The organism is Rahnella aceris, assembly GCF_011684115.1.
Classification (GTDB): domain Bacteria; phylum Pseudomonadota; class Gammaproteobacteria; order Enterobacterales; family Enterobacteriaceae; genus Rahnella; species Rahnella aceris.
Map to the genome: position 1 here is coordinate 152,071 of NZ_JAADJV010000003.1, position 20,566 is coordinate 172,636.

The following is a 20,566-nucleotide window of genomic DNA, read 5'->3' on the forward strand; positions in this document are numbered from 1 at the left end:
AATGTTTAAACTGATCAACAATATGCGTGTCGGCGCCCGTTTAGGGGCCGCATTCAGCCTTGTCATTTTGCTTTTAGTCATTGTCAGCGGGATTGCAATCACCAAAATAAGCAGCATTAACACCAGTATTGAACAAATAATCAGCGACCGGTACGTGAAAGTCCGGCTGGCATTTGATGTTCGCGACGGCGTAAACGACCAGATTAAATATCTGCGGGGTATCGTTATCGATACTAAAAATCCTGAACAGAATAAAAAGCGTTATTTACAACTGGATGACACGGTCAAAAAAACCAATTTAGCGATGGATAAAATCGCCGCGATCCAATCCACCGTGACGGGCAAGCAGAAAATTAAAACGTTGCAGGAAGCGGGTGAAACCTTCGAAACGGCGAAAGAGCAACTGATTGCCTTAGCCCGTGCCGGTGACATGGACGGCGCGACCGAATTTGTTCTGCGCAAACTCACTACCTCGCAAAATGCGTATCTGGATCTGGCAACCGCATTTGCCAACTCTCAGGATCAGCAGTTGCAGGCTGAAGGTAAAACAGCGATAGCAGATGGCGCCACCGCCATTCAACTGACGCTGATTTTCTCCGCGCTGGCGATTTTAATGGCGGCGGCGCTGGGCTATTTCCTGACGCGTTCAATCACCCGTCCATTGCATACCGCAGTGAAAGTGGCAGAAAACGTGGCGGCAGGGGATCTGACCACACAAATCCAGGTGATGTCGCAGGATGAAACCGGGCAGCTCATGCAGGGGCTGAAAAACATGAATGAAAACCTGCTGAAAATTGTGACCGAAGTGCGTGCCGGCACCAATGCCATCACCAGCGCGTCCAGCGAAATTGCTGCCGGAAACCTCGATTTGTCTTCCCGCACTGAACAGCAGGCCAGTTCGCTGGAAGAAACTGCGTCGGCGATGGAGCAGATGACCGCCACCGTGAAGCAGAACGCTGATAACGCGCGTCAGGCTAATCTGCTGGCCGCGCAGGCTTCCCGCGTGGCGGTGCAGGGTGGCGAAGTGGTGGGCGAAGTGGTGAATACAATGGAAGGTATCAACACTTCCTCGCGTAAAATCGTCGATATCATTGCAGTGATTGACGGCATTGCTTTCCAGACCAACATTCTGGCGTTGAACGCCGCCGTTGAAGCGGCGCGTGCCGGTGAGCAGGGCCGTGGATTTGCTGTCGTGGCTTCCGAAGTGCGCAATCTGGCGCAACGTTCTGCCAGTGCCGCGAAAGAGATCAAAGTGCTGATCGACGACTCGGTGGCGAAAGTGGATAACGGCACGCAACTGGTTGCCAAAGCCGGGGCTACCATGGCGGAAGTGGTGTCCAGCGTAAAAAATGTGACTGACATCGTGGGCGAAATTGCGATTGCCAGTAACGAACAAAGCACCGGCATTGAAGAGATCAACAAAGCCATCACTCAGATGGATGAAGTCACCCAGCAGAACGCCGCATTAGTGCAGGAAGCTTCGTCGGCGGCATACTCGCTCAATGAGCAGGCTGAGCGTTTATCTCAGGCGATCAGTATCTTTAAAGTCAGCGCCGGTTCGGCAACGGCGGCGGTGCGTAAAGCCGGGCAGACAAAATCTCCCGCCTTGCTGTCAAACCGTCAGCCGGTTCCGGCCGCTGATCAGGGCAACTGGGAAACGTTCTAAATCTCCTGTTAGTTTCTCAAAGTTTTCCGTTTCATGTTTAAAACCTGACAATTTCTGTCGGGTTTTTTACTTTCTGCCTCAGCTTTTGCCATAATCCCTTCGCCAATATAAAGGAGAAGGCTTTGATGATGAAAAATACCCTGCGTAAAACTGTGCTGATGGCGGCGGCTGTAGTGCCAATGCTCGCATTCAGTGCGGTGTCATGGGCGCAAACGGCGACAAAAATGACGTCTGTGCAGCAGCAACTTGCGGCGCTGGAAAAAGACAGCGGCGGTCGTCTTGGTGTGATGCTGATTAATACTGAAGACAATTCCCAGATTGCTTACCGCGCTGATGAACGTTTTGCCATGTGCAGCACCAGCAAGTTCATGGCCGCGTCAGCCATTCTTAAACAGAGCGAAACGCAAACGGAGTTGCTGAACCGCCGCGTCAGCCTCAAAAAATCTGATCTGGTAAATTATAACCCGATCACCGAAAAGCATCTCGATACCGGCATGACGGTAGGCGAACTGGCTGCCGCCGCCTTGCAGTACAGCGATAATACCGCCATGAATAAACTGATTGAGCAGCTTGGTGGCCCGCGGAAAGTCACGGAATACGCCCGTACGCTCGGCGATAAAACGTTCCGGCTGGACCGCACTGAACCAACGCTGAACACCGCCATTCCGGGGGATGACCGCGACACCACTTCACCGCGTGCGATGGCTCTGAGTCTGCAACACGTCACGCTGGGCAGCGCGCTGGCTGAACCGCAACGCGCGCAACTGGTGGAATGGATGAAAGGCAACACGACCGGCGCGATGAGTATCCGTGCGGGGCTGCCTGCGACCTGGGTGGTCGGCGATAAAACCGGCAGCGGCGATTACGGCACAACCAATGATATTGCGGTGATCTGGCCGGATAATAAGGCCCCGCTGATCCTGATTACTTATTTCACCCAGCCGCAGAAAGACGCGAAATCCCGCCGCGATGTGCTGGCTTCTGCCGCGAAGATTGTGACGCAGGGTTATTGATTTACGTTGAAAAGGACAAAGAAAAGGGCCCGCAAGAGCCCTTTTTGATTGCCGTGTAACGGGCAGATATGGGTTATTTTAGAAACAAGAGAAGGGAATAGAATGTCCAGGCCGTTTTCAGGATCTGCGCAGGCGCTCATGATGTCATTGCTGACGGGACAGGCTACGCACTGGCAGCGCGCGTGGGTTCCGCTACCGTTGACCTCTTCGGTCTGGCAATCAGTCAGCGGCGTTTTATTTTCCAAAATACTGCAACCGGTCTGGTGGTGCTGCCGTTGCCCTGAGCCTGTGGTGACGGTGAAGAAAAACACGGTGTACTGGCTGGCTCATCTGGTTCAGGAACCGGGTCCGGCGGCTGATAAACTGTGGATTGATGCGGTGCGAACGCGCTATCAGATGCAGACCAACAGCATCCTTCCGCCGGAAACCGATGCGATTTTGTCGCAGGTGTTCCAGGATTACGTCACCTTATATGAGTTCTACCGCAAAGGTCGGGTTAATGAGCTGAATAATTAGGGAAATATCCGAAGGGATTGTTTATATACGCGGCGGACATTATTCTCTGTATTATTTCTGTAATAACCGCACCGATGTCGCGGTGTAATATATTTCAAAATTTATATCTGACGGCTATTCAGCCAGTTACTGCACCGTACTTTAATATCATGGCCCATATAACGGCCGCAGGCTATAATTAAACAACTTTCCTGAAAGACTGTTCACCGGGCATCAACCCCCGGTGCGACGTCGTAGCCGCAGGGGTATTGATGCCTGACAACGGTGTGATTTTAAGCCTGATATGTCGCGTGTTGACCCGTCGTTCCGCAAGACGGATGTGCTTTTTAGTGCTTTATTAATGACCGTGTAACGGAGTTAAGTCAGCACGATCGTTCATTAAATCATCAACATATTGATTCCTATAGGAAAGAATAAACAAATCTATACAAAATAAATTATTGAGGTGGGGGCAAAAAAGCCATATATTGGCCGCGTTTTTCATACGCTTGTAATTTTCTTAATCAAATTTATTCAATTGTGGCGTTCTAATAACACACGGTTGTAGGAGAGATATGATGACGGATAAAGTCCGTATTGACAGTTTTGGTGCGAATTCATTAAACGGAAACAATGAAACCTATTTGGCAAGACAAGCTGAATTTGAATCGAATGTTCGGAGCTATCCACGTAAGTTGCCTCTGGCAATTGCGAAGGCCAATGGCGTTTGGATCACGGATGTTGAGAATAATCAATATCTTGATTGCCTGGCCGGTGCGGGTACGCTTGCTCTTGGACATAATCATCCTGACGTGCTGCAAAGCATCCAAAATGTCATTACCAGCGGCTTGCCGTTACATACACTGGATCTGACAACACCGTTGAAAGATCAGTTCTCTGAATATCTGCTTTCTTTATTGCCACAACAGGGCAAAGAGTATTGCCTGCAGTTCACCGGTCCGTCGGGTGCTGACGCTGTTGAAGCTGCCATGAAACTGGCTAAAAAAGTCACCGGCCGTAGCGGTATCATCAGTTTCTCGGGTGGCTACCACGGTATGACACACGCCACACTGGCGGTGACCGGTAACCTGTCTCCGAAAGAAGCTGTTAATGGCATGATGCCGGAAGTGCAGTTTATGCCTTACCCGCACCAGTACCGCTGCCCGCTGGGCATTGGCGGTGACGCTGGCGTTAAAGCATTAACCTATTACTTCGAAAACCTGATCAACGACGTTGAGAGCGGCGTTCGCAAACCTGCGGCTGTCATTCTGGAAGCGGTTCAGGGCGAAGGCGGCGTGAACCCGGCTCCGGCTGAGTGGTTGCAGCGCATCCGTAAAGTGACTCAGGAACACGGCATTCTGTTGATCCTTGACGAAGTGCAGGCGGGTTTCTGCCGTACCGGCAAACAGTTTGCCTTCGAACACGCGGGCATTGAGCCGGATATTATCGTGATGTCCAAAGCGGTCGGCGGCGGTCTGCCACTGGCGGTTCTGGGTATTAAGAAAGAGTTCGATGCCTGGGCTCCGGGTCACCATACCGGTACCTTCCGCGGTAACCAGCTGGCGATGGCCACCGGCCTGACCACGCTGAAAATCCTGAAAGAAGAAAAAATCGCCGAGAAAGTGGCAGCGCAGGGTGAATGGCTGAAAGCCAAACTGGCTGACATGCAGAAACGCTATCCGGTTATCGGTCACGTGCGTGGTCTGGGCCTGATGATCGGTATTGAGATCGTCAAACCAGACGAAGCGCAGGATCACATGGGTTGCTATCCGGCTGACGGCGAATTGTCTGCATTGCTGCAGAAAAAATGCTTCCAGGCTGGCCTGATCCTCGAACGCGGTGGCCGTAATGGTTGTGTGCTGCGCCTGTTGCCTTCCCTGCTGATCACCAACGATGAGCTGGGTATTTTCCTCGATAAGTTTGAGCAGGCGCTGTTAGCGGCTGGCATCAAACCTGTCTGAGCGGAGTAAGAGATTCTGATGTCCGAGTTAAATCCGATTCTGGCAGGCTCAGCGCAAAGCACTGAAGCCTACCAGCAGGCCATTGCGCAGAGCAGTGAAGCTGTTGTGCAGTGGCTGAAACAACCTGAGATGTATCAGGGCAAAACCGTTGCTGAGCTGCGTGAACGTATCAGGCTGGACTTCAATCCAAACGGTCTGGGTAACCAGGCCGCGATTGAACGTGCGATTGAGTACTTTTTAAAAGACAGCCTGTCTGTGCATCACCCGCAATGTGTGGCGCATTTGCATTGCCCGAGTCTGGTGGTCAGCCAGGCGGCGGAAGTGCTGATCAACGCCACGAACCAGAGTATGGACTCCTGGGATCAAAGCCCGTCAGCAACCATCATTGAGATGAAGCTGATCGAATGGCTGCGTACTCAGGTGGGCTATCAGGCTGGCGACGCAGGCGTGTTCACCAGCGGCGGCACCCAGAGCAATCTGATGGGGCTGATGCTGGCACGCGATGCCTTCTTCGCGCGTCAGGGGCATTCCATTCAGCAGGATGGGCTGGTCGGTAATCTGCGCAAGATTAAAGTGTTATGTTCTGAAAACGCACATTTCTCTGTGCAGAAGAACATGGCGCTGCTCGGTCTGGGCTATCAGTGTGTCACGCTGGTGAAAACCGATGAGTTTGCCCGTATGGATCTCAACGATTTGCGCGAGAAAGTGGCACAGGCGCAAGCCAGTGGCGATCAGATCCTGGCCATTGTGGCGACAGCCGGTACCACCGATGCGGGGGCTATCGACCCGCTGCGTGCTATTGCTGAACTGGCGGCAGAGCATCAGATTTGGGTGCATGTGGATGCGGCATGGGGCGGTGCATTATTGCTGTCCGAAAAATACCGCAATTATCTGGACGGCATTGAGTTAGTGGATTCCATCACGCTGGACTTCCACAAACAGTTCTTCCAGACCATCAGCTGCGGCGCATTCCTGCTCAAAGAAGAGCGTCATTACGAGCTGATGCGTTATCAGGCGGCTTACCTGAACTCTGAGTTCGACGAAGCGGCTGGCGTACCGAATCTGGTGTCCAAATCCCTGCAAACCACCCGTCGTTTCGATGCGCTGAAACTGTGGATGGGGCTTGAGGCGTTAGGTCAGAAACAGTATGCCGCGATCATCGATCACGGTGTGACGCTGGCTCAGGAAGTCGCGCAATATGTGACTTCTGAAGCCGCGCTGGAACTGGTGATGAAGCCGCAACTGGCGAGTGTTCTGTTCCGTTATCGTCCTGAGCAACTGGCGGGCAGCAGCGATGCGGCTATTGCACTGCTGAACCAGAAAATCGGCGATGCGCTGCTGGAATCTGGCCGTGCTAACGTCGGTGTGACCGAGCATAATGGCGTCACCTGTCTGAAGCTGACCTTGCTGAACCCGACAGTAACGCTGGAAGACGTGAAAGTCCTGCTGGCGCTGGTTGAGAAAACCGCACAGCAATTGCTGAACGCATAAGTCATTACTGAAGCATAAGTTTCGTTCTGCGTTAACCCGCAGCAAAAAGCCGGTGATACAAAAGTATCACCGGCTTTTTTACGTCTGAATGACTTTCTGACCAGGATAATTCTTAATGCTGAGCGACAGGCAAAAAAGAACCCACCTCATGGGTGGGCTATTTAAGGGTATGGTGCTTACGATCCGCTGCTCTTGCGTCAGCTGATCTAAGAGTAATCCCAGACCCCTGTCCTGTTCAAGTCATTGACAAAAAAGTGCCACAAAGAGCGCATATTTTTGGGTGGCAGAACGCTTTTCGCATCATGCCCCGCACTCACCCAGACGTTATCACTCACCTTACCGGGCCTTTGTTATCCGTTTCGGGCACCGATTATCAGCGCGGCGACCAATGCAATTGAAACGAACGACATATAACCAATCACTAAAGCTCTTTTCATATCAAGCACCTCAGTTGAACGTTTTTCAGAACATCGGGCTCACGCCAGAAATCATAGTAAACCGGACAGAACGTAATATAAATACCGATGACGTTAAGACGTCTGCAAAGTTTTACCTCTGCGGCAACGCCGGTTGTCTACCGACCTTTCCTATTCCTGACCCCTGCGCTGACCTGTTTCCTATACTGGAGGTTTGTGATTAATTCCGGGAGGGAAGATGAATTTTCTATCACGCTTTGATTTTATCGCGCTGGTGATGGCGCCGGTGTTCTGGATAGGTGTCGCGACGATGTGTGTCGTCACGCTTGTCACATACTGGCTGCTGAGCTGGCTGGTCTCGTTTTTGCGCAAGGGCGTAAAACGCTGGGGGGAGGTTAATGAGGCCAGCCACCGGATTCGTTTTATTCTGGGCGAGATCCTCAACCGGACGAGTAATTTACTCATTTTCATTGCGGCTTTTTTGTTCAGCCTGAGGTTCGTTAATCTGCCCGATAATCTCTACAACACCATCAGTCACGCATGGTTTCTGGTGCTGGCGTTCCAGATGGCATTGTGGCTGGATCAGGCGGTGGTCTCGTGGTTACGTCATATTATGCGTCAGCCCGGTATGAACAAAAATCCGGTAACGCTGGTGATCACCGGGCTGATTTTCCGGGCGGTAGTGTGGTCGGTGATGCTGCTGTCGATACTGGCGAATGTGGGCGTGAACATTACCGCGCTGGTCGCCAGTCTGGGCGTGGGCGGTATCGCTATCGCGCTGGCGATCCAGACCATTCTCAGCGATGTGTTCGCGTCATTATCTATCGGCTTTGATAAGCCTTTCGAAATTGGCGATTTCGTCGTTTTCAATGATGTTGCCGGTACTGTCGAACATATTGGCCTGAAGACGACCCGGATACGCAGCCTGAGCGGGGAACAAATTGTTTGCGGTAATGCCATCCTGCTCCAGCAAACGCTGCATAACTACAAACGCATGCAAACCCGCCGCATTGTTTTCAATTTTGGTGTCGCGATTAGTACGCCGCCGGAAAAGCTGCGCAATATCGGTGACATGGTAAAGGAAATTATTATTGATGTCGGCGAAACGAAATTCGACCGCGCACATTTGCTGGGTTTTGGTACCGATCGCCTGAATATCGAAGTGGTCCACATCGTCAATACTGCCGATTACAATAAATACATGGATATTCAGCAGGAAATTAATATTCGTATTATTGAAAAGCTGATCGAGCAGGGGATCGAAATGGCATTGCCGAATATGATTGTTAAAACCCAGGCAGAACGCGACCGTTAAGATGGCGAGGACGCTATCAGTATGACCGGGGAGAAGCCAGGCCAGACAGCCATGTCTAGCTGGTCGCTCAGCGTAATTTCTTTATCGCTGAACAGATCCCGGTAGTGCCGGTAAGCAAGGTGGGGCGGCAGTACAATTTCCGCCTGCGGGAACCCCCGGGCTGGCAAACCCAGCACCAGACGCGGTGCCGCAACAATCACCGCATCGTCATTGTGCACCCGCGCAAACGCGATGATGTTTTCGTCGTGCTTGCCGGTTGCACTGAGCGGAACATAGTCCCCCTGCTGAAACAGCGCAGGTTTTTGCTGGCGAAGCCCGGCGAGCGTCGCCACGAGGTATTGTTTCAGCTGGCCGTTCAGCTTTCTTTCTGCCTGGCCCCGGCCCGTTTTATCATCCTGTCGTAACAACCGCGCCAGTCCGGTGAAATCCGGCAGACGACGGTTATCCGGATCAACAAGGCTGAAATTCAGCGCCTCGCTGCCCTGATAGATATCCGGTACGCCCGGCGCCATCAGTTTGATTACCGTCTGGGTCAGGCTGTTCACCAGTCCGGCATGGATAAATGGCTGGATCGACGCGTGGAAATCTTGCAGGAATAGCCGGTTTTCCGCTGAAAGCAGATGATGCGCGTAATCCAGCACGGCCTTTTCATAGTCTTCGTTGTTGTTATCCCAGTTGGTGCGCAGCTTGGCTTCCCGCAGCGCTTTTTCGACGAAACTCTGAAATCTTTCGTCGAGCTCCTGTAAACCCTGTTCATCTTCAGGCGTCAGCGTGACCGGCCACGCGCCCGCCAGCGCCTGATACAGCATCCATGTCAGCGCAGGGCGCGGTGCCGGGCCATCGGGAAGCATAATCACCTTTGACTCGTTCATCCGGTGCCAGCGTTTTACACAGGCGGCCCAGTCTTGTGGCGCTTCGGTCAGCGTAAACAGTCTGGCGCGGGCATCTTCCCCCCGTTTGGTGTCATGCGTGGATGTCGCGGAAAGCGCCGCCGGTTGCTCTTCGCGGCGTTTTATCATCTCCGTATGGAAGCGGCTGAGGGAGAAGGTGCGAATTAACGGTTCAGCGCCGACTTCGTTCAGCGCCAGTTCCATGTTCTGGCGGAAGAAAAGTGTGTCTTCCACCGATTTTGCCATCAGCGGTCCGGTCAGTTGCTGAAAGCGGGTACGGAATAAACCGGCCTGCGATGCCGCCGCAGCAGAGGTTTCTCCACAAAGAATGCGCGCCAGAAACGCAAGGATTTCAGGCTGAACGGCAAGGGCCGGGGCGCTGACCTTGCGCAGGATCTTGTGCAAAAGCGCGGTGTCTTCTGCGGGCATACCCTGTTCGGTGCCGTAAGTGCGGTACACCGGAAAGGCGATCAGTAATTCGCGCAGCGCGGTACGGATATCATTTTCGTCATACATCGTGCCCCCGGTCCCGGCGATGCTGTTCGCCAGTTTCCACAGCGTGGTGTACTCGCCTTCGAAATTCTTTTCCACCATCATAAGCTTGGCCGCACGCAGCTCGTTGCGCATGTCCACCGGCTTGCCGACCACGCTGTCGTAAAGCTCACTAAACACCGCGATATTTTCATCGTTGACCAGCACATCCGAAAGCGAGGCAATGAACTCATAGCCGGTGGTGCCGGAGACCGGCCAGTCCGGCGGCAGGCGCTCGCCTTTGCCCAGAATTTTCTCCACCGTGATATAGCAGTCCGGCCCGGCCTTCTCCCGCAGGCGTTCAAGATAGGCTTTGGGATCGGCAAGACCATCCACATGATCGACCCGCAGGCCATCGGCCACGCCGGAGCGGACCAGCTCGAGGATCAGCCGGTGCGTATCATCGAAAACCCCCTCGTCTTCCACGCGCACACCCGCGAGGCCGGTGATTTCAAAAAAGCGCCGGTACGAGAGTTCACGGGGCGCGTCACGCCAGCACATCAGGCGGTAGGGCTGGCGCTCATGTAATTCAGTCAGTTCTGTTTTGCTCAGGTCATCTGTTTTAGACGCCGTGAGAGTGCCGGGCGCAACGGGATAATAGGTATCGAAATAGGCGAAAGCGGGCTGACCGGTTTTGGGATCAGGCTTCAGCACAATGTCGCCTTTTTCCAGCGCATCCTCAAAAGCGTCCCCGAGGAAAGGCAGCGTCAGGCGACGCGACCAGTCGATATCAAAATGGCGTGCATAACGGCTCTTTTTGCCATGTTCAATGACGTCACGCCACCAGATATTCTCAAGTGAGGCCGCCATATGATTGGGCACAATGTCGAGGATCAGCCCGATCCCCGCCGCTTTCAGCGCCTGTACCATACGGTCGAAACCTTCACGCCCGCCAATCGTCGGGTCAATTTCGTTGGCGTTGGTAACATCGTAGCCGTGCGTGGAACCAGACGTCGCTGTAAACACCGGGGAAGCATAAAGATGGCTGATCCCAAGTTGTTTTAAATAGGGGATAAGCCCTGTCGCGGTGTCAAAGTTCAGTCCATTACGGAACTGAATGCGGTAAGTCGCGGTGGGGATTTTCACAGTAAGACTCCTGGCGCAAAACGGACAATAAGGGAAGCGGGCACCGACGTCGCGGCATCCTGCGGCCAGGCAAAGATCGTTTCTCCTGGCAGTTCAGGAAGCGGATGCGTGTCCTGGCCAACGTTGAGTACCAGCGAAAGCGTGCCACGGGGGAATGTCCATTTAACGGAGAGAAAACCGGTTGAGGTTTCGACAATCTGGCCGACTTCTCCTTTCGCAGGCGTCAGTAAGGGCACGATGTATTTCCGGCGCAGCGCCAGCAGCTTGCGGGTCAGCGCCAGGGTGTTTTCGCCTTCGGGATGTGTCAGTTTCTGCCAGTCAAGTTTCGAATTTTCGAACGTGCTGAGAGCGTTAGGATCGGGGACCGCGTCGTTGCCGTAACCGTTGTGTCCTTCAAATTCACGGGCGCGCCCCTCGCGAACCGCCTGCGCCAGCTCACCTTCAAAATCGGTGAAGAACAGAAACGGATTGGTTTCGCCGTATTCTTCGCCCATAAACATCAACGGAATATGCGGCGATAACAATAAGGCGGCGAACAGAACGCGCGTACGTTCAGCGCCAGCCAGCGTGATCAGCCGGTCGCCGTGCGCACGGTTACCAATCTGGTCGTGATTTTGAATGAAATCGACAAAGGCTACCGGCGGCTGTCTGCGGCTGACCGTACCGCGCGGTTTAGCGGTTTGCGGCGATTTTTCGCCCTGATACGCGAAACCTTCCGCTAACGCGCGTGCCGCCAGTTTCTCAGGGTTCTGCGCGAAATCCTGATAGTAGGCGTGGGTTTCACCGGTGCTGAGAACGTGGATGGCGTTATGGAAATCGTCATTCCATTCGGCGGTAAACAGTGGCACGGTGCCGTCGGCATTACGCGGGTGTAAAAAGATGACGTTGCGGCTGTCTTCGGTGGTCAGATGCACCGGGCGATCGGTGATCGCTTCGCGAATTCGTTCGGCGATTTCAATCAGAATATGCGGGGAAGAGGTGTCTTTCATCTGATCGATGGCGTCAAAGCGCAGACCGTCAAGCCGGTATTCTTTTAGCCAGTACAGCGGTGCTTCCACGATATAGCAGCGGGCCGCTTCGTTTCGATAATCGATGCCCGCACCCCAGGCCGTCATGCGTTGAGCATCGAAGAAATCCGGCGCGAGCAGTGGCAGATAATTGCCTTCCGGACCAAAGTGGTTGAGCACGATGTCCAGCACCACGGAGATGCCGACACCGTGCGCCGCATCGACAAACGCCTTGAAATCATCCGGCGAACCATAAGCGGAGTGAGGCGCGTACAGCAAGACACCGTCATAACCCCAGCCGCGTTGCCCCCCAAATTGTGAGAGCGGCAGCACTTCAATCATGGTGATGCCGGTTTCTGCCAGATAAGCGAGTTTTGCCTGCGCGGCGCTGAAAGTGCCTTCGGGTGTGAAGGTGCCGATATGCATTTCATAGACGACGGTTTCTTCCCACGGGCGGCCTTTCCAGTGGTGATTTCGCCATGCATAGCCCGATGATGAGGTGACCAGGGAAGGACCGTTGACGCCTGCCAGCTGGGCGCGCGAGGCAGGATCAGGAACCGGCATGCCATCGGCCAGAATAAACTGGTACTCCTGACCGGCAGAAACACCGGTTGCCACAAACTCGAACCAGCCGTTTTCCGTCGGCTGCATTTCTCTGTCTTCGTCGGAAAGTCTCAGCGTCATGTTGGCCTGACCCGGCGCCCGGACCCGAAAGCGAACTGTCCCGGCGGAAATGAAACTGGCCCCCCAGCTTGTCGTCAATGCATCGCGTTGCATCACTTTACCTCGCAAAATAGTCGCGTTAACCGGCCGTTAGCCAACGAATAATAATCATAGTCGAGGATGAAAAAGAGGGCGATCTTGTCGGATATTAAACCCCGGCACAGAGGCCGGGGCATTCACGGAAAAATTATGCTGGCATCAGGAAGAGGAGGTGAAAAAAACCAGAGAGATAATGAAAGAGACGAGGGTCCCGATGAGCAGCATGCATTTGCTCGGCGTGAAGAACTTCTTGTTCTGATTGGCTTTATAAGCCTTGATTAATAACCACAGCATCACGATGCCAATGATAATAAATATTACGCCACCTGATATACTCGCGACTGGAGCCATATAAGTATCCTTCTCATCGGTAAATTTTAATTATAGCTCAGCATCTGAGAAGCGTTTTCCGCTTCATATTAACAGTTATCACCCGAACTCACCTCAGGTGCTCCCTTTTGTCCGACCTGCGGCAACATGCAGTTGTGACTGTACTGATGCAGCCGACCAAACGTATAATATCCCGCCGCGATGAGGGCATGGCGGTATTACCGGGTTACGGCGACTTAAGTTAAATAAACCGTGCAATAAACCGGTTGCTATAAAAATAATTTTCAGCCTCAGATAATAATCACACAATACCTAAGGGAATTAAATGAAGTTACTTCATGGTTTGCTTTTTATGCTGTCAGTCGTCATAACCGGACCGTCCGGTGCCGCAACAACGACACTGACTGATGTTCTGGGAAATAAAATAACCTTAGAAACCCCGGTGAAAAGAGCGGTATTAGGTTTCTATTTTGAAGATTATATGGCGGTCGGTGGTGAACAGGCATTTGATCATATTGTCGGTATCTCCCGCGAAGCCTGGCATGGCAAAGTCCCTGCGAACTGGGATATGTATATTAAATACCGTCCGTCCATCGCCAACATTCCGGATATCGGCGAAATCGACCTGCACAACGTGTCGCTGGAAAAAGTGATTAGCCTGAAACCGGATGTGGTCATTTTAGCCAGCTGGCAGTACGCCGCCCTGAAGTATGAAGTCACGCAGCTTCAGAGCCTGAATATCCCGGTTGTCGTGCTCGATTACAATGATCAGACAGTGGAAAATCATGTGAAATCCACGGAAATTATCGGGATATTAACCGGCCAGGCTGGTCGCGCGAATGAGCTTGCCCGGCTTTATAAAAATAACATCACGCTGATTGAAGACAGGATCAGACAGGCGAATCTGCCGAAGCCAAAAGTCTATATTGAGTTTGGCAATAAAGGTCCGGCGGAGTATTCATTTACCTATGGTGAAAATATGTGGGGGGTGATGCTGCGTCTTGCAGGTGGTGAAAATATTGCGGCACCTTTCGTTAAACAGTGGGGCGAAATTAACCCTGAGCAGTTGCTGGTTGCCAAACCGGATGTCATTTTTATTTCCGGCAGGGAGAACAATAAAGTCGATAAGGCGTTAGAAATGGGCATCGGGGTCAATGAAGCTACAGCAAGAGCAAAACTCAACGGATTTGCTCACCGTGACGGCTGGAGTTCATTACCGGCAATTAAAAACGACAAACTCTTCGGGGTTTATCAGGGCGCATCACGGACGCTGGTGGATTTCACCATGGTGCAGTTTATCGCCAAGTCCCTTTATCCTGATTTATTCAGGGATATTGATCCGGTGAAAAACTATCACGATTATTATAAAAAATACCTGCCTGTCATGCCGGTGGGAACCTTTGCGTTATCGGCCAGTGAGAAACCACACTGATCGTGGATTTTCCTGTTAATCGATCCCTTTCAATCCATTTGCTCTCTTTGAAAGGGATCGGTGTACTTACACCCTGGGTGTTGCCAGAAATTGCGGTCGCTGTTCGGCCCGCTGTGTGAAGCTGTTCGCTTGCGCATACTGGTCGGCGTTCATGATATCTGGCAGCATCGATACCGTAAAACTCCAGGCAACGGCGATGCTGATACCGGCTACAGTCAGTATATCAGGGGCGCTTTCCTGCAGGCTGTCATCAAGCATTTGCCATGTCCCCCGGAGCTGTCGGGTCACCCGATCAACCCAGGGCTGATGTTGCTTTTCCTCCGGCCTGAGGCGTCGTTCGTAAACGAGTTGCACCGCTTTTTCACAGGCTGTCAGAGCAAGTCCCGTGAGGCATAATTCCCGCAGGCCTTCCGGCCCGGACTCGGGGGGATTGCCAAGAGAGCGGGTGGACAGTTTCTCCAGATAGCTGATGATTAAGGTTGAGTCCATCAGTACCTGATTGTCTTGCGTGATAAGCGTGGGGACTTTGACCGCCGGGTTAATTTTCACCAGTGTCTCAAAATCGGCAAACACCGAGAGCGGACGATGTTCGAAATCAATACCCAACACTTTCATACAGATAGCCACGCGTCTGACATAGGGCGAATCCAGCATTCCGATCAGAACCATAGTGTTACCTCACCTCATTTTTGTTAATAAATTCGACTACCTGTCTGGCTACAGGCAGTGGAGCATCTTCCATCAAAAAGTGTCCGGCCTGCTCATAGATATGCAGCGTGGAAGACGAAATATCGCGTTGCAGACGCTGGCTATATTCAACGGGCTGCCATTCATCTTCTTTCCCCCATAAGATCTGTACGGGCAGATTCAGAAGAGGGAGCTTCTCCGCAAAGTCTGCCGTGTAACAGGAATTATAGTGAGCGACCTGATGTTGATAAAATGAGGCCTGCTCCACCACGCCACAAAGTGGCGCGAGATAACTCTCCAGCCGTTCCCCTGTCATCACTTCCTTTTTAAAAACGGCCATCTTTAGCTGGCGTGACATCGCAATACAATGTTGGCTGGCCGGTATCAATGCATATTCCGCATAATTATCCCGCATGTCTTTCCATGTAGGCGATGGCCAGGAGTCGTAGCTTGGAATATCGGCGAGGGTGAGTGTCTGGAGGCGGTCCGGGTAATCGAATGCCAGCCGAAGTGAAATTGCCCCACCGATGTCGTGACCCAAAAAGTGTGCTTTATCCAGTTGCCAGTATTCAAGCAGTCGTAGCAGAAAAGTCACCTGTGAGGCTACCGATGTATCCGTTTTCACCGGGCGTTCGGATGCGCCGAACCCTGGAAGGTCATACAGATGAACACGAAAGCCTGCGTCGACAAATATCGGGACGAGTGTCTGCCAGATGACAGAATGCGCAGGCGTGCCATGAACCAGAATCAGTGGCGTGCCTGAGCCGTGGACCCCCGTCGCAATGCGACAACCCTTTATCACAACGTGTTGAGTCAGTAATGGATTACAACCTGGCATAGTTTGCTCCGCTTTTATTCAGTCTGAGCAGGCTATCCGTTGACTGAATATGACGCCAGTGACATTCTTTCCCTCTGGTAACCCACTTTTGTCATAATAAAATGAATAAACGCCTCTCCGTTGATTCGCTCAGGGTGTTCAGAACCGTCGTTCAAACCGGCAGTATGAGCAAAACGGCTTCACTCCTCAGCCTGAGTCAGTCTGCTGTGAGCTGGAAACTCAGGCGACTTGAAGATCAGCTTCAGTGTCAGCTCCTGACACGTCACGCAGGGAAAGCCTGCCCGACTGAAAAGGGCAGCGTGTTACTCCAGCATGCGGTGAAAATACTCAGCGAACACGATAACGCTGTGGCCTATTTTTCACCTTCGGCATTGCGCGGAAAGCTCCGTGTTGGGGTAACTGAACACATTTCTCTGACAGAAGTGTGTTCAGTTATTGCTCTGTTCACTCACCATCATCCTGAGGTGGATGTCCAGCTGGTTGTTGAGCAAAGCCATCTCCTGCGTCAGCATTTTTCTGAGGGGGGACTGGACATCATTTTACACCAGGATTTCACGGGCATGGCCAGCGGCGAAGACAAGGTACTCTGGACAGAAAAATTATACTGGTGTGCACCTCCTTCGTGGCGGTATGCATCCGGTAATCGCCTTAAACTGATCACCTGGGGGACAGATTGTTTTTATCGCCGTATGGCTGAGGAGAAACTGAATCAGGCTGATATTACCTTTATGGTGATGCTGGAGTGCCCTTCAGTGGCAGGTATGCTTGCGGCGATAAATGCAGGCCTTGGGGTGGGAATAATGAATGAATTCAGCATCGCAAAACCGGTTAGCGATCTTTGCGAACTTGAACAGAGGATGCCGTTGCCGTCCGTGGATTGTCTGCTACGTGTGAACGAGCACCGCTATAACCCTGCAAGTGAGGCTTTCTGTCTGATACTGAGCCGGCTGATGCAGAGATCTGCTAAGGCGGGGGATATCAATAGCAGTCAGTCATGATTTTATCGGAGAGGCATGCGACTTTCTGATTCATTAATATCGGGTCGTGGTGGCTGCATAATACATATTACCGTTTGCTGAACGGCATCTTTAAATAGTTTTCTGATATTTCATTTAGAAGAATATTAAATTTAATTCGTCAATAAAAATATTCCCATTCTTCTGGCGGGTTCAAGGTAAATTTTATCTGAGCACGATATATTTTCAGCTTGTCGTATTTTGGATGCCCGGGAATGTACGAATTCAATTTGATATTGCTGCTGTTACAACAAATGTGCGTGTTTTTGGTGATTGCCTGGCTGATGAGTAAAACGCGGTTATTTATTCCGCTGGTTCAGGTGTCGGTTCGGCTGCCGCATAAGCTATTGTGTTACATCACGTTTTCCATTTTTTGCATTATGGGAACCTACTTTGGCCTGCATATCGAGGACTCTATTGCCAATACCCGCGCGATTGGCGCCGTGATGGGCGGGTTGCTCGGCGGCCCGGTGGTCGGGGGGTTAGTGGGGCTGACCGGCGGGATCCACCGTTATTCAATGGGCGGTATGACGGCGCTGAGCTGCATGATTTCAACCATCGCCGAGGGATTATTAGGGGGTCTGGTACACAGCGTTTTGATCAAACGTGGACGTATCGATAAGTTATTTAATCCTCTGGTAGCGGCTGGTGTCACCTTTGTTGCAGAAATACTGCAAATGCTAATCATCCTGCTTATTGCCCGCCCGTTTCACGATGCGCTTAATCTGGTCGGCAGCATTGCCGCACCGATGATGGTGACGAATACCCTCGGGGCCGCGATGTTTATGCGTATCCTGCTGGATAAGCGGGCAATGTTCGAAAAATATACCTCGGCGTTTTCGGCCACCGCGCTGAAAGTGGCCGCCTCGACGGAAGGCATTTTGCGACGCGGGTTCAACGAAGAGAACAGCATGAAAGTGGCACAGGTGCTGCTGAAAGAGCTGGATATCGGGGCTGTGGCGATTACTGATCGTGAGAAATTGCTGGCCTTTACCGGTATCGGCGACGATCACCATCTGGTGGGCAAACCCATCGCATCACAATATACCTGGCGTGCTATCGAGAACGATGAAGTGGTGTATGCCGACGGCAACGAGATGCCTTACCGCTGTTCACTGCATCCCAGCTGCAAGCTGGGTTCAACCCTGGTGATCCCGCTGCGGGGTGAAAATCAGCGGGTGATTGGCACGATCAAATTGTATGAGGTTCGCAACCGTCTGTTCAGCTCCATCAACCGCACACTGGGCGAGGGAATTGCCCAACTGTTGTCGGCGCAGATCCTCGCCGGTAAATTTGAGCAACAAAAAGCGTTGCTGGCACAGTCTGAAATCAAGCTGTTGCATGCTCAGGTTAATCCGCATTTCTTATTCAACGCCCTCAATACGTTAATGGCGGTGATCCGCCACGACAGTGATAAAGCCGGTCAACTGGTGCAGTACCTGTCGACCTTCTTTCGCAAGAATCTCAAACGCTCTTCTGAAGTCGTTACGCTGGCGGATGAACTGGAGCATGTGAATGCCTATCTGCAAATCGAGCTGGCAAGATTTCCGACGCAACTGAAGGTGGATTTACAGGTACCGGAGGCCTTTTCTGATCAGAGCCTGCCTGCTTTCACCCTGCAACCGTTAGTGGAAAATGCCATCAAACATGGCACTTCTCAGTTGCTGAGCAATGGCAATATTGTGATCCGCGCTTACAGTGAGGGCGAAATGGTGATCATCGAAGTGGAAGATAACGCCGGGTTATATCAGCCGGAAGAAAGCAGCGACGGGTTAGGTATGAGCCTGGTCGATAAACGTCTGCGGGCGCGCTTTGGCGATGATTATGGCATTACGGTCAGTTGTAAACCGGATGATTTCACCCGCGTCACGTTACGGCTGCCTGCGGAGGGTGCGCCATGTTAAGAGTGCTGATTGTCGATGATGAGCCGCTGGCGCTGGAAAATTTACGCTTACAGCTTCAGGATGAAAGCGATATTGAAATTGTCGGTGAATGTACCAACGCCATTGAAGCGATTGGCGTGATCCACAAAATCCGTCCTGACATTGTCTTTCTCGATATTCAGATGCCGCGCATCAGCGGGCTGGAAATGGTCGGTATGCTCGATCAGCAACATCGCCCGCACATCGTTTTCCTCACCGCGTTCGAGGAATATGCGGTGCAGGCGTTTGAACAGTGCGCGTTTGACTACTTACTCAAACCCATCCAGGCGGCGCGGCTTCAGAAAACGCTGGCGAGATTACGACTGGGCTATCAGGAGCAGGATGTCTCACAGTTACCGCAATATCAGCAGCCGCTGAAGTTTATCCCCTGTATCAGCAGTAACCGTATCTGGTTGTTGCAGCTTGAAGATGTGGCTTTTGTCAGCAGCCGGGTCGGCGGGGTGTATGTCACCGGACAGGACGGCAAAGAGACATTCACCGAACTGACCCTGCGCACGCTGGAAGTTCGTACGCCGTTGTTACGTTGTCACCGGCAATATCTGGTGAATATGGATTATCTGAAGGAGATCCGTCTGGAGGATAAGAACCAGGCGGAACTGCTGCTGCGTGATGGTCAGATTGTGCCGGTCAGCCGCCGCTATCTGAAATCACTGAAAGAGACGGTGGGGCTGTAAACCCCGCCGCTTTTCTTTTGGACACATGGGTCAGACAGGGCTGGCCGGACGCAGCCGGGCAAAGGCCGCGCGGATTTCGGTTTCGGGCAACTGCATGCCAATGAAAACTAACGCACTGCGCGGCGTTTCGTCCGGCAGCCACTCGCGATCCCAGTCGGCGCTGTAGAGGCGCTGTACGCCCTGAAACAGCAGGCGGCACGGGTGATCGGCTATCCATAACATCCCTTTATAACGCATCAGGTTATCGGCAAAACTGGCCAGCAGTTCTTCCATCACCTTCGATATCGCGGTCAGCGCCACCGGATAATCCAGTTCCACCACAATCGAGGAAACGGTGTTTTGCTGTGGCGCGAGGCGGTGGAACAGCGGTCTGGCGGCGACCACGTCTTCCTCCAGCATAAATCCGCGGGTATCAAACAGCAGCGCCGGATCGATATCCCCCTGAACTGTTTTATAAACCGGTGCACGGGCATTAATGCGTTGCAGCCGCTCCGTCAGCTCAGGACATTCACCGGACACATCAGTTTTAGTCAGCAGGATACGGTCAGCGTAACCAATCTGCGACTGCGCCAGCGGGAACTGATCCAACTGAGACATGGCATGCACGGCATCCACCAGCGTGATAACGCCATCTAACACATATCTTTCACAGATGACTTCATGCGCGAAAAACGCCTGAAGGATTGGGCCGGGGTCGGCCATGCCGGTGCATTCGATTATCAGCCGGTCAAACTGCACCTCGCCTTTATCCACGCTGTCGAGCAAATCCAGCAGCGCCGATTCCAGCTCGCCCGAACGGGTACAGCAGATGCAGCCGTTGGATAAAGTGGTGATCCGTGTGGCACGGTCGCCAATCAGCTGGTTATCGATGGGCATCTCGCCAAATTCATTCTCGATCACTGCAATTTTCATCTCGTGCTGAGTATGCAAGATCTGGCGTAAAAGCGTGGTTTTCCCGGCACCCAGGAAGCCTGTTAATACTGTGACTGCAATTGGCATCATAATTTTATTCC

16 protein-coding genes are annotated in these 20,566 nt (G+C 52.4%); 10 read left to right on the top strand and 6 right to left on the bottom strand.

Going from position 1 to position 20,566, the window contains the following annotated elements:
• Position 1 precedes the first annotated feature (1 nt).
• The 6 genes from GW591_RS16220 (at position 2) to GW591_RS16245 (ending at position 8,357) form a co-directional block, all read left to right on the top strand.
• Entirely contained in the window at positions 2-1,666 is a 1,665-nt protein-coding gene (locus GW591_RS16220; protein WP_013578128.1) for a methyl-accepting chemotaxis protein, read from the top strand.
• 125 nt (positions 1,667-1,791) lie between these two features.
• Complete coding sequence (blaRAHN, locus tag GW591_RS16225; RefSeq protein ID WP_112151423.1) at positions 1,792-2,679, top strand: RAHN family extended-spectrum class A beta-lactamase; 888 nt, start codon at positions 1,792-1,794, stop codon at positions 2,677-2,679.
• 102 nt (positions 2,680-2,781) lie between these two features.
• Positions 2,782-3,195, top strand: a complete 414-nt coding sequence (locus tag GW591_RS16230) for a hypothetical protein (RefSeq protein ID WP_041673406.1) — start codon at positions 2,782-2,784, stop codon at positions 3,193-3,195.
• Between the two features lie 554 nt (positions 3,196-3,749).
• Complete coding sequence (locus GW591_RS16235; protein ID WP_014416667.1) at positions 3,750-5,135, top strand: diaminobutyrate--2-oxoglutarate transaminase; 1,386 nt, start codon at positions 3,750-3,752, stop codon at positions 5,133-5,135.
• A gap of 18 nt (positions 5,136-5,153) precedes the next feature.
• Positions 5,154-6,626: a pyridoxal phosphate-dependent decarboxylase family protein gene (locus tag GW591_RS16240; RefSeq protein WP_013578132.1), complete on the top strand. Its 1,473-nt coding sequence runs from the start codon at positions 5,154-5,156 to the stop codon at positions 6,624-6,626.
• Positions 6,627-7,280: 654 nt separating this feature from the next.
• Positions 7,281-8,357: a mechanosensitive ion channel family protein gene (locus tag GW591_RS16245; RefSeq protein ID WP_166860990.1), complete on the top strand. Its 1,077-nt coding sequence runs from the start codon at positions 7,281-7,283 to the stop codon at positions 8,355-8,357.
• Here the strand turns inward: GW591_RS16245 and treY are convergent.
• The 3 genes from treY to GW591_RS16260 form a co-directional block, all read right to left on the bottom strand.
• The gene (treY, locus tag GW591_RS16250; protein ID WP_166860992.1) at positions 8,354-10,864 is read right to left on the bottom strand and encodes a malto-oligosyltrehalose synthase; all 2,511 of its coding nucleotides are present in this window, start codon (positions 10,862-10,864) and stop codon (positions 8,354-8,356) included. The genes GW591_RS16245 and treY overlap by 4 nt on opposite strands.
• Complete coding sequence (treZ, locus tag GW591_RS16255; protein WP_166860994.1) at positions 10,861-12,648, bottom strand: malto-oligosyltrehalose trehalohydrolase; 1,788 nt, start codon at positions 12,646-12,648, stop codon at positions 10,861-10,863. Before treZ ends, treY begins: the two co-directional genes overlap by 4 nt.
• Positions 12,649-12,792: 144 nt before the next feature.
• Positions 12,793-12,984 carry a hypothetical protein gene (locus tag GW591_RS16260; protein ID WP_013578136.1) on the bottom strand — a complete coding sequence of 64 codons (192 nt, stop codon included), beginning with the start codon at positions 12,982-12,984 and terminating at the stop codon, positions 12,793-12,795.
• A gap of 304 nt (positions 12,985-13,288) precedes the next feature.
• Between GW591_RS16260 and GW591_RS16265 the strand changes: the two genes are divergently transcribed.
• Complete coding sequence (locus tag GW591_RS16265; RefSeq protein WP_121019898.1) at positions 13,289-14,395, top strand: ABC transporter substrate-binding protein; 1,107 nt, start codon at positions 13,289-13,291, stop codon at positions 14,393-14,395.
• 66 nt (positions 14,396-14,461) lie between these two features.
• Here the strand turns inward: GW591_RS16265 and GW591_RS16270 are convergent, their stop codons facing one another.
• Together GW591_RS16270 and GW591_RS16275 are read right to left on the bottom strand one after the other, a co-directional pair.
• Positions 14,462-15,064, bottom strand: coding sequence for a glutathione S-transferase (locus tag GW591_RS16270; RefSeq protein WP_013578138.1), 603 nt, complete (start codon positions 15,062-15,064; stop codon positions 14,462-14,464).
• Positions 15,065-15,068: 4 nt separating this feature from the next.
• Positions 15,069-15,920, bottom strand: a complete 852-nt coding sequence (locus GW591_RS16275; RefSeq protein ID WP_014416672.1) for an alpha/beta fold hydrolase — start codon at positions 15,918-15,920, stop codon at positions 15,069-15,071.
• A gap of 101 nt (positions 15,921-16,021) precedes the next feature.
• Between GW591_RS16275 and GW591_RS16280 the strand changes: the two genes are divergently transcribed.
• The 3 genes from GW591_RS16280 (at position 16,022) to btsR (ending at position 19,553) form a co-directional block, all read left to right on the top strand.
• Positions 16,022-16,918: a LysR family transcriptional regulator gene (locus tag GW591_RS16280; protein ID WP_013578140.1), complete on the top strand. Its 897-nt coding sequence runs from the start codon at positions 16,022-16,024 to the stop codon at positions 16,916-16,918.
• A 233-nt stretch (positions 16,919-17,151) separates the two neighbouring features.
• Entirely contained in the window at positions 17,152-18,840 is a 1,689-nt protein-coding gene (locus GW591_RS16285) for a sensor histidine kinase (RefSeq protein ID WP_013578141.1), read from the top strand.
• Entirely contained in the window at positions 18,834-19,553 is a 720-nt protein-coding gene (gene btsR / locus GW591_RS16290; RefSeq protein WP_013578142.1) for a two-component system response regulator BtsR, read from the top strand. Before GW591_RS16285 ends, btsR begins: the two co-directional genes overlap by 7 nt.
• Positions 19,554-19,583: 30 nt before the next feature.
• On the opposite strand, the gene yjiA is transcribed toward btsR, so the two are convergent.
• Positions 19,584-20,555: a GTPase gene (gene yjiA, locus GW591_RS16295; RefSeq protein WP_166860996.1), complete on the bottom strand. Its 972-nt coding sequence runs from the start codon at positions 20,553-20,555 to the stop codon at positions 19,584-19,586.
• Positions 20,556-20,566: the final 11 nt, after the last annotated feature.

Coding starts and splice junctions, on each gene's coding strand:
- GW591_RS16280 (WP_013578140.1), top strand. CDS start 16,022: ATGAATAAACGCCTCTCCGTTGATTCGCTCAGGGTGTTCAGAACCGTC.
- GW591_RS16245 (WP_166860990.1), top strand. CDS start 7,281: ATGAATTTTCTATCACGCTTTGATTTTATCGCGCTGGTGATGGCGCCG.
- blaRAHN (WP_112151423.1), top strand. CDS start 1,792: ATGATGAAAAATACCCTGCGTAAAACTGTGCTGATGGCGGCGGCTGTA.
- btsR (WP_013578142.1), top strand. CDS start 18,834: ATGTTAAGAGTGCTGATTGTCGATGATGAGCCGCTGGCGCTGGAAAAT.
- GW591_RS16260 (WP_013578136.1), bottom strand. CDS start 12,984: ATGGCTCCAGTCGCGAGTATATCAGGTGGCGTAATATTTATTATCATT.
- GW591_RS16235 (WP_014416667.1), top strand. CDS start 3,750: ATGATGACGGATAAAGTCCGTATTGACAGTTTTGGTGCGAATTCATTA.
- treZ (WP_166860994.1), bottom strand. CDS start 12,648: ATGCAACGCGATGCATTGACGACAAGCTGGGGGGCCAGTTTCATTTCC.
- GW591_RS16270 (WP_013578138.1), bottom strand. CDS start 15,064: ATGGTTCTGATCGGAATGCTGGATTCGCCCTATGTCAGACGCGTGGCT.
- yjiA (WP_166860996.1), bottom strand. CDS start 20,555: ATGATGCCAATTGCAGTCACAGTATTAACAGGCTTCCTGGGTGCCGGG.
- GW591_RS16220 (WP_013578128.1), top strand. CDS start 2: ATGTTTAAACTGATCAACAATATGCGTGTCGGCGCCCGTTTAGGGGCC.
- GW591_RS16265 (WP_121019898.1), top strand. CDS start 13,289: ATGAAGTTACTTCATGGTTTGCTTTTTATGCTGTCAGTCGTCATAACC.
- GW591_RS16230 (WP_041673406.1), top strand. CDS start 2,782: ATGTCCAGGCCGTTTTCAGGATCTGCGCAGGCGCTCATGATGTCATTG.
- GW591_RS16240 (WP_013578132.1), top strand. CDS start 5,154: ATGTCCGAGTTAAATCCGATTCTGGCAGGCTCAGCGCAAAGCACTGAA.
- GW591_RS16275 (WP_014416672.1), bottom strand. CDS start 15,920: ATGCCAGGTTGTAATCCATTACTGACTCAACACGTTGTGATAAAGGGT.
- GW591_RS16285 (WP_013578141.1), top strand. CDS start 17,152: ATGTACGAATTCAATTTGATATTGCTGCTGTTACAACAAATGTGCGTG.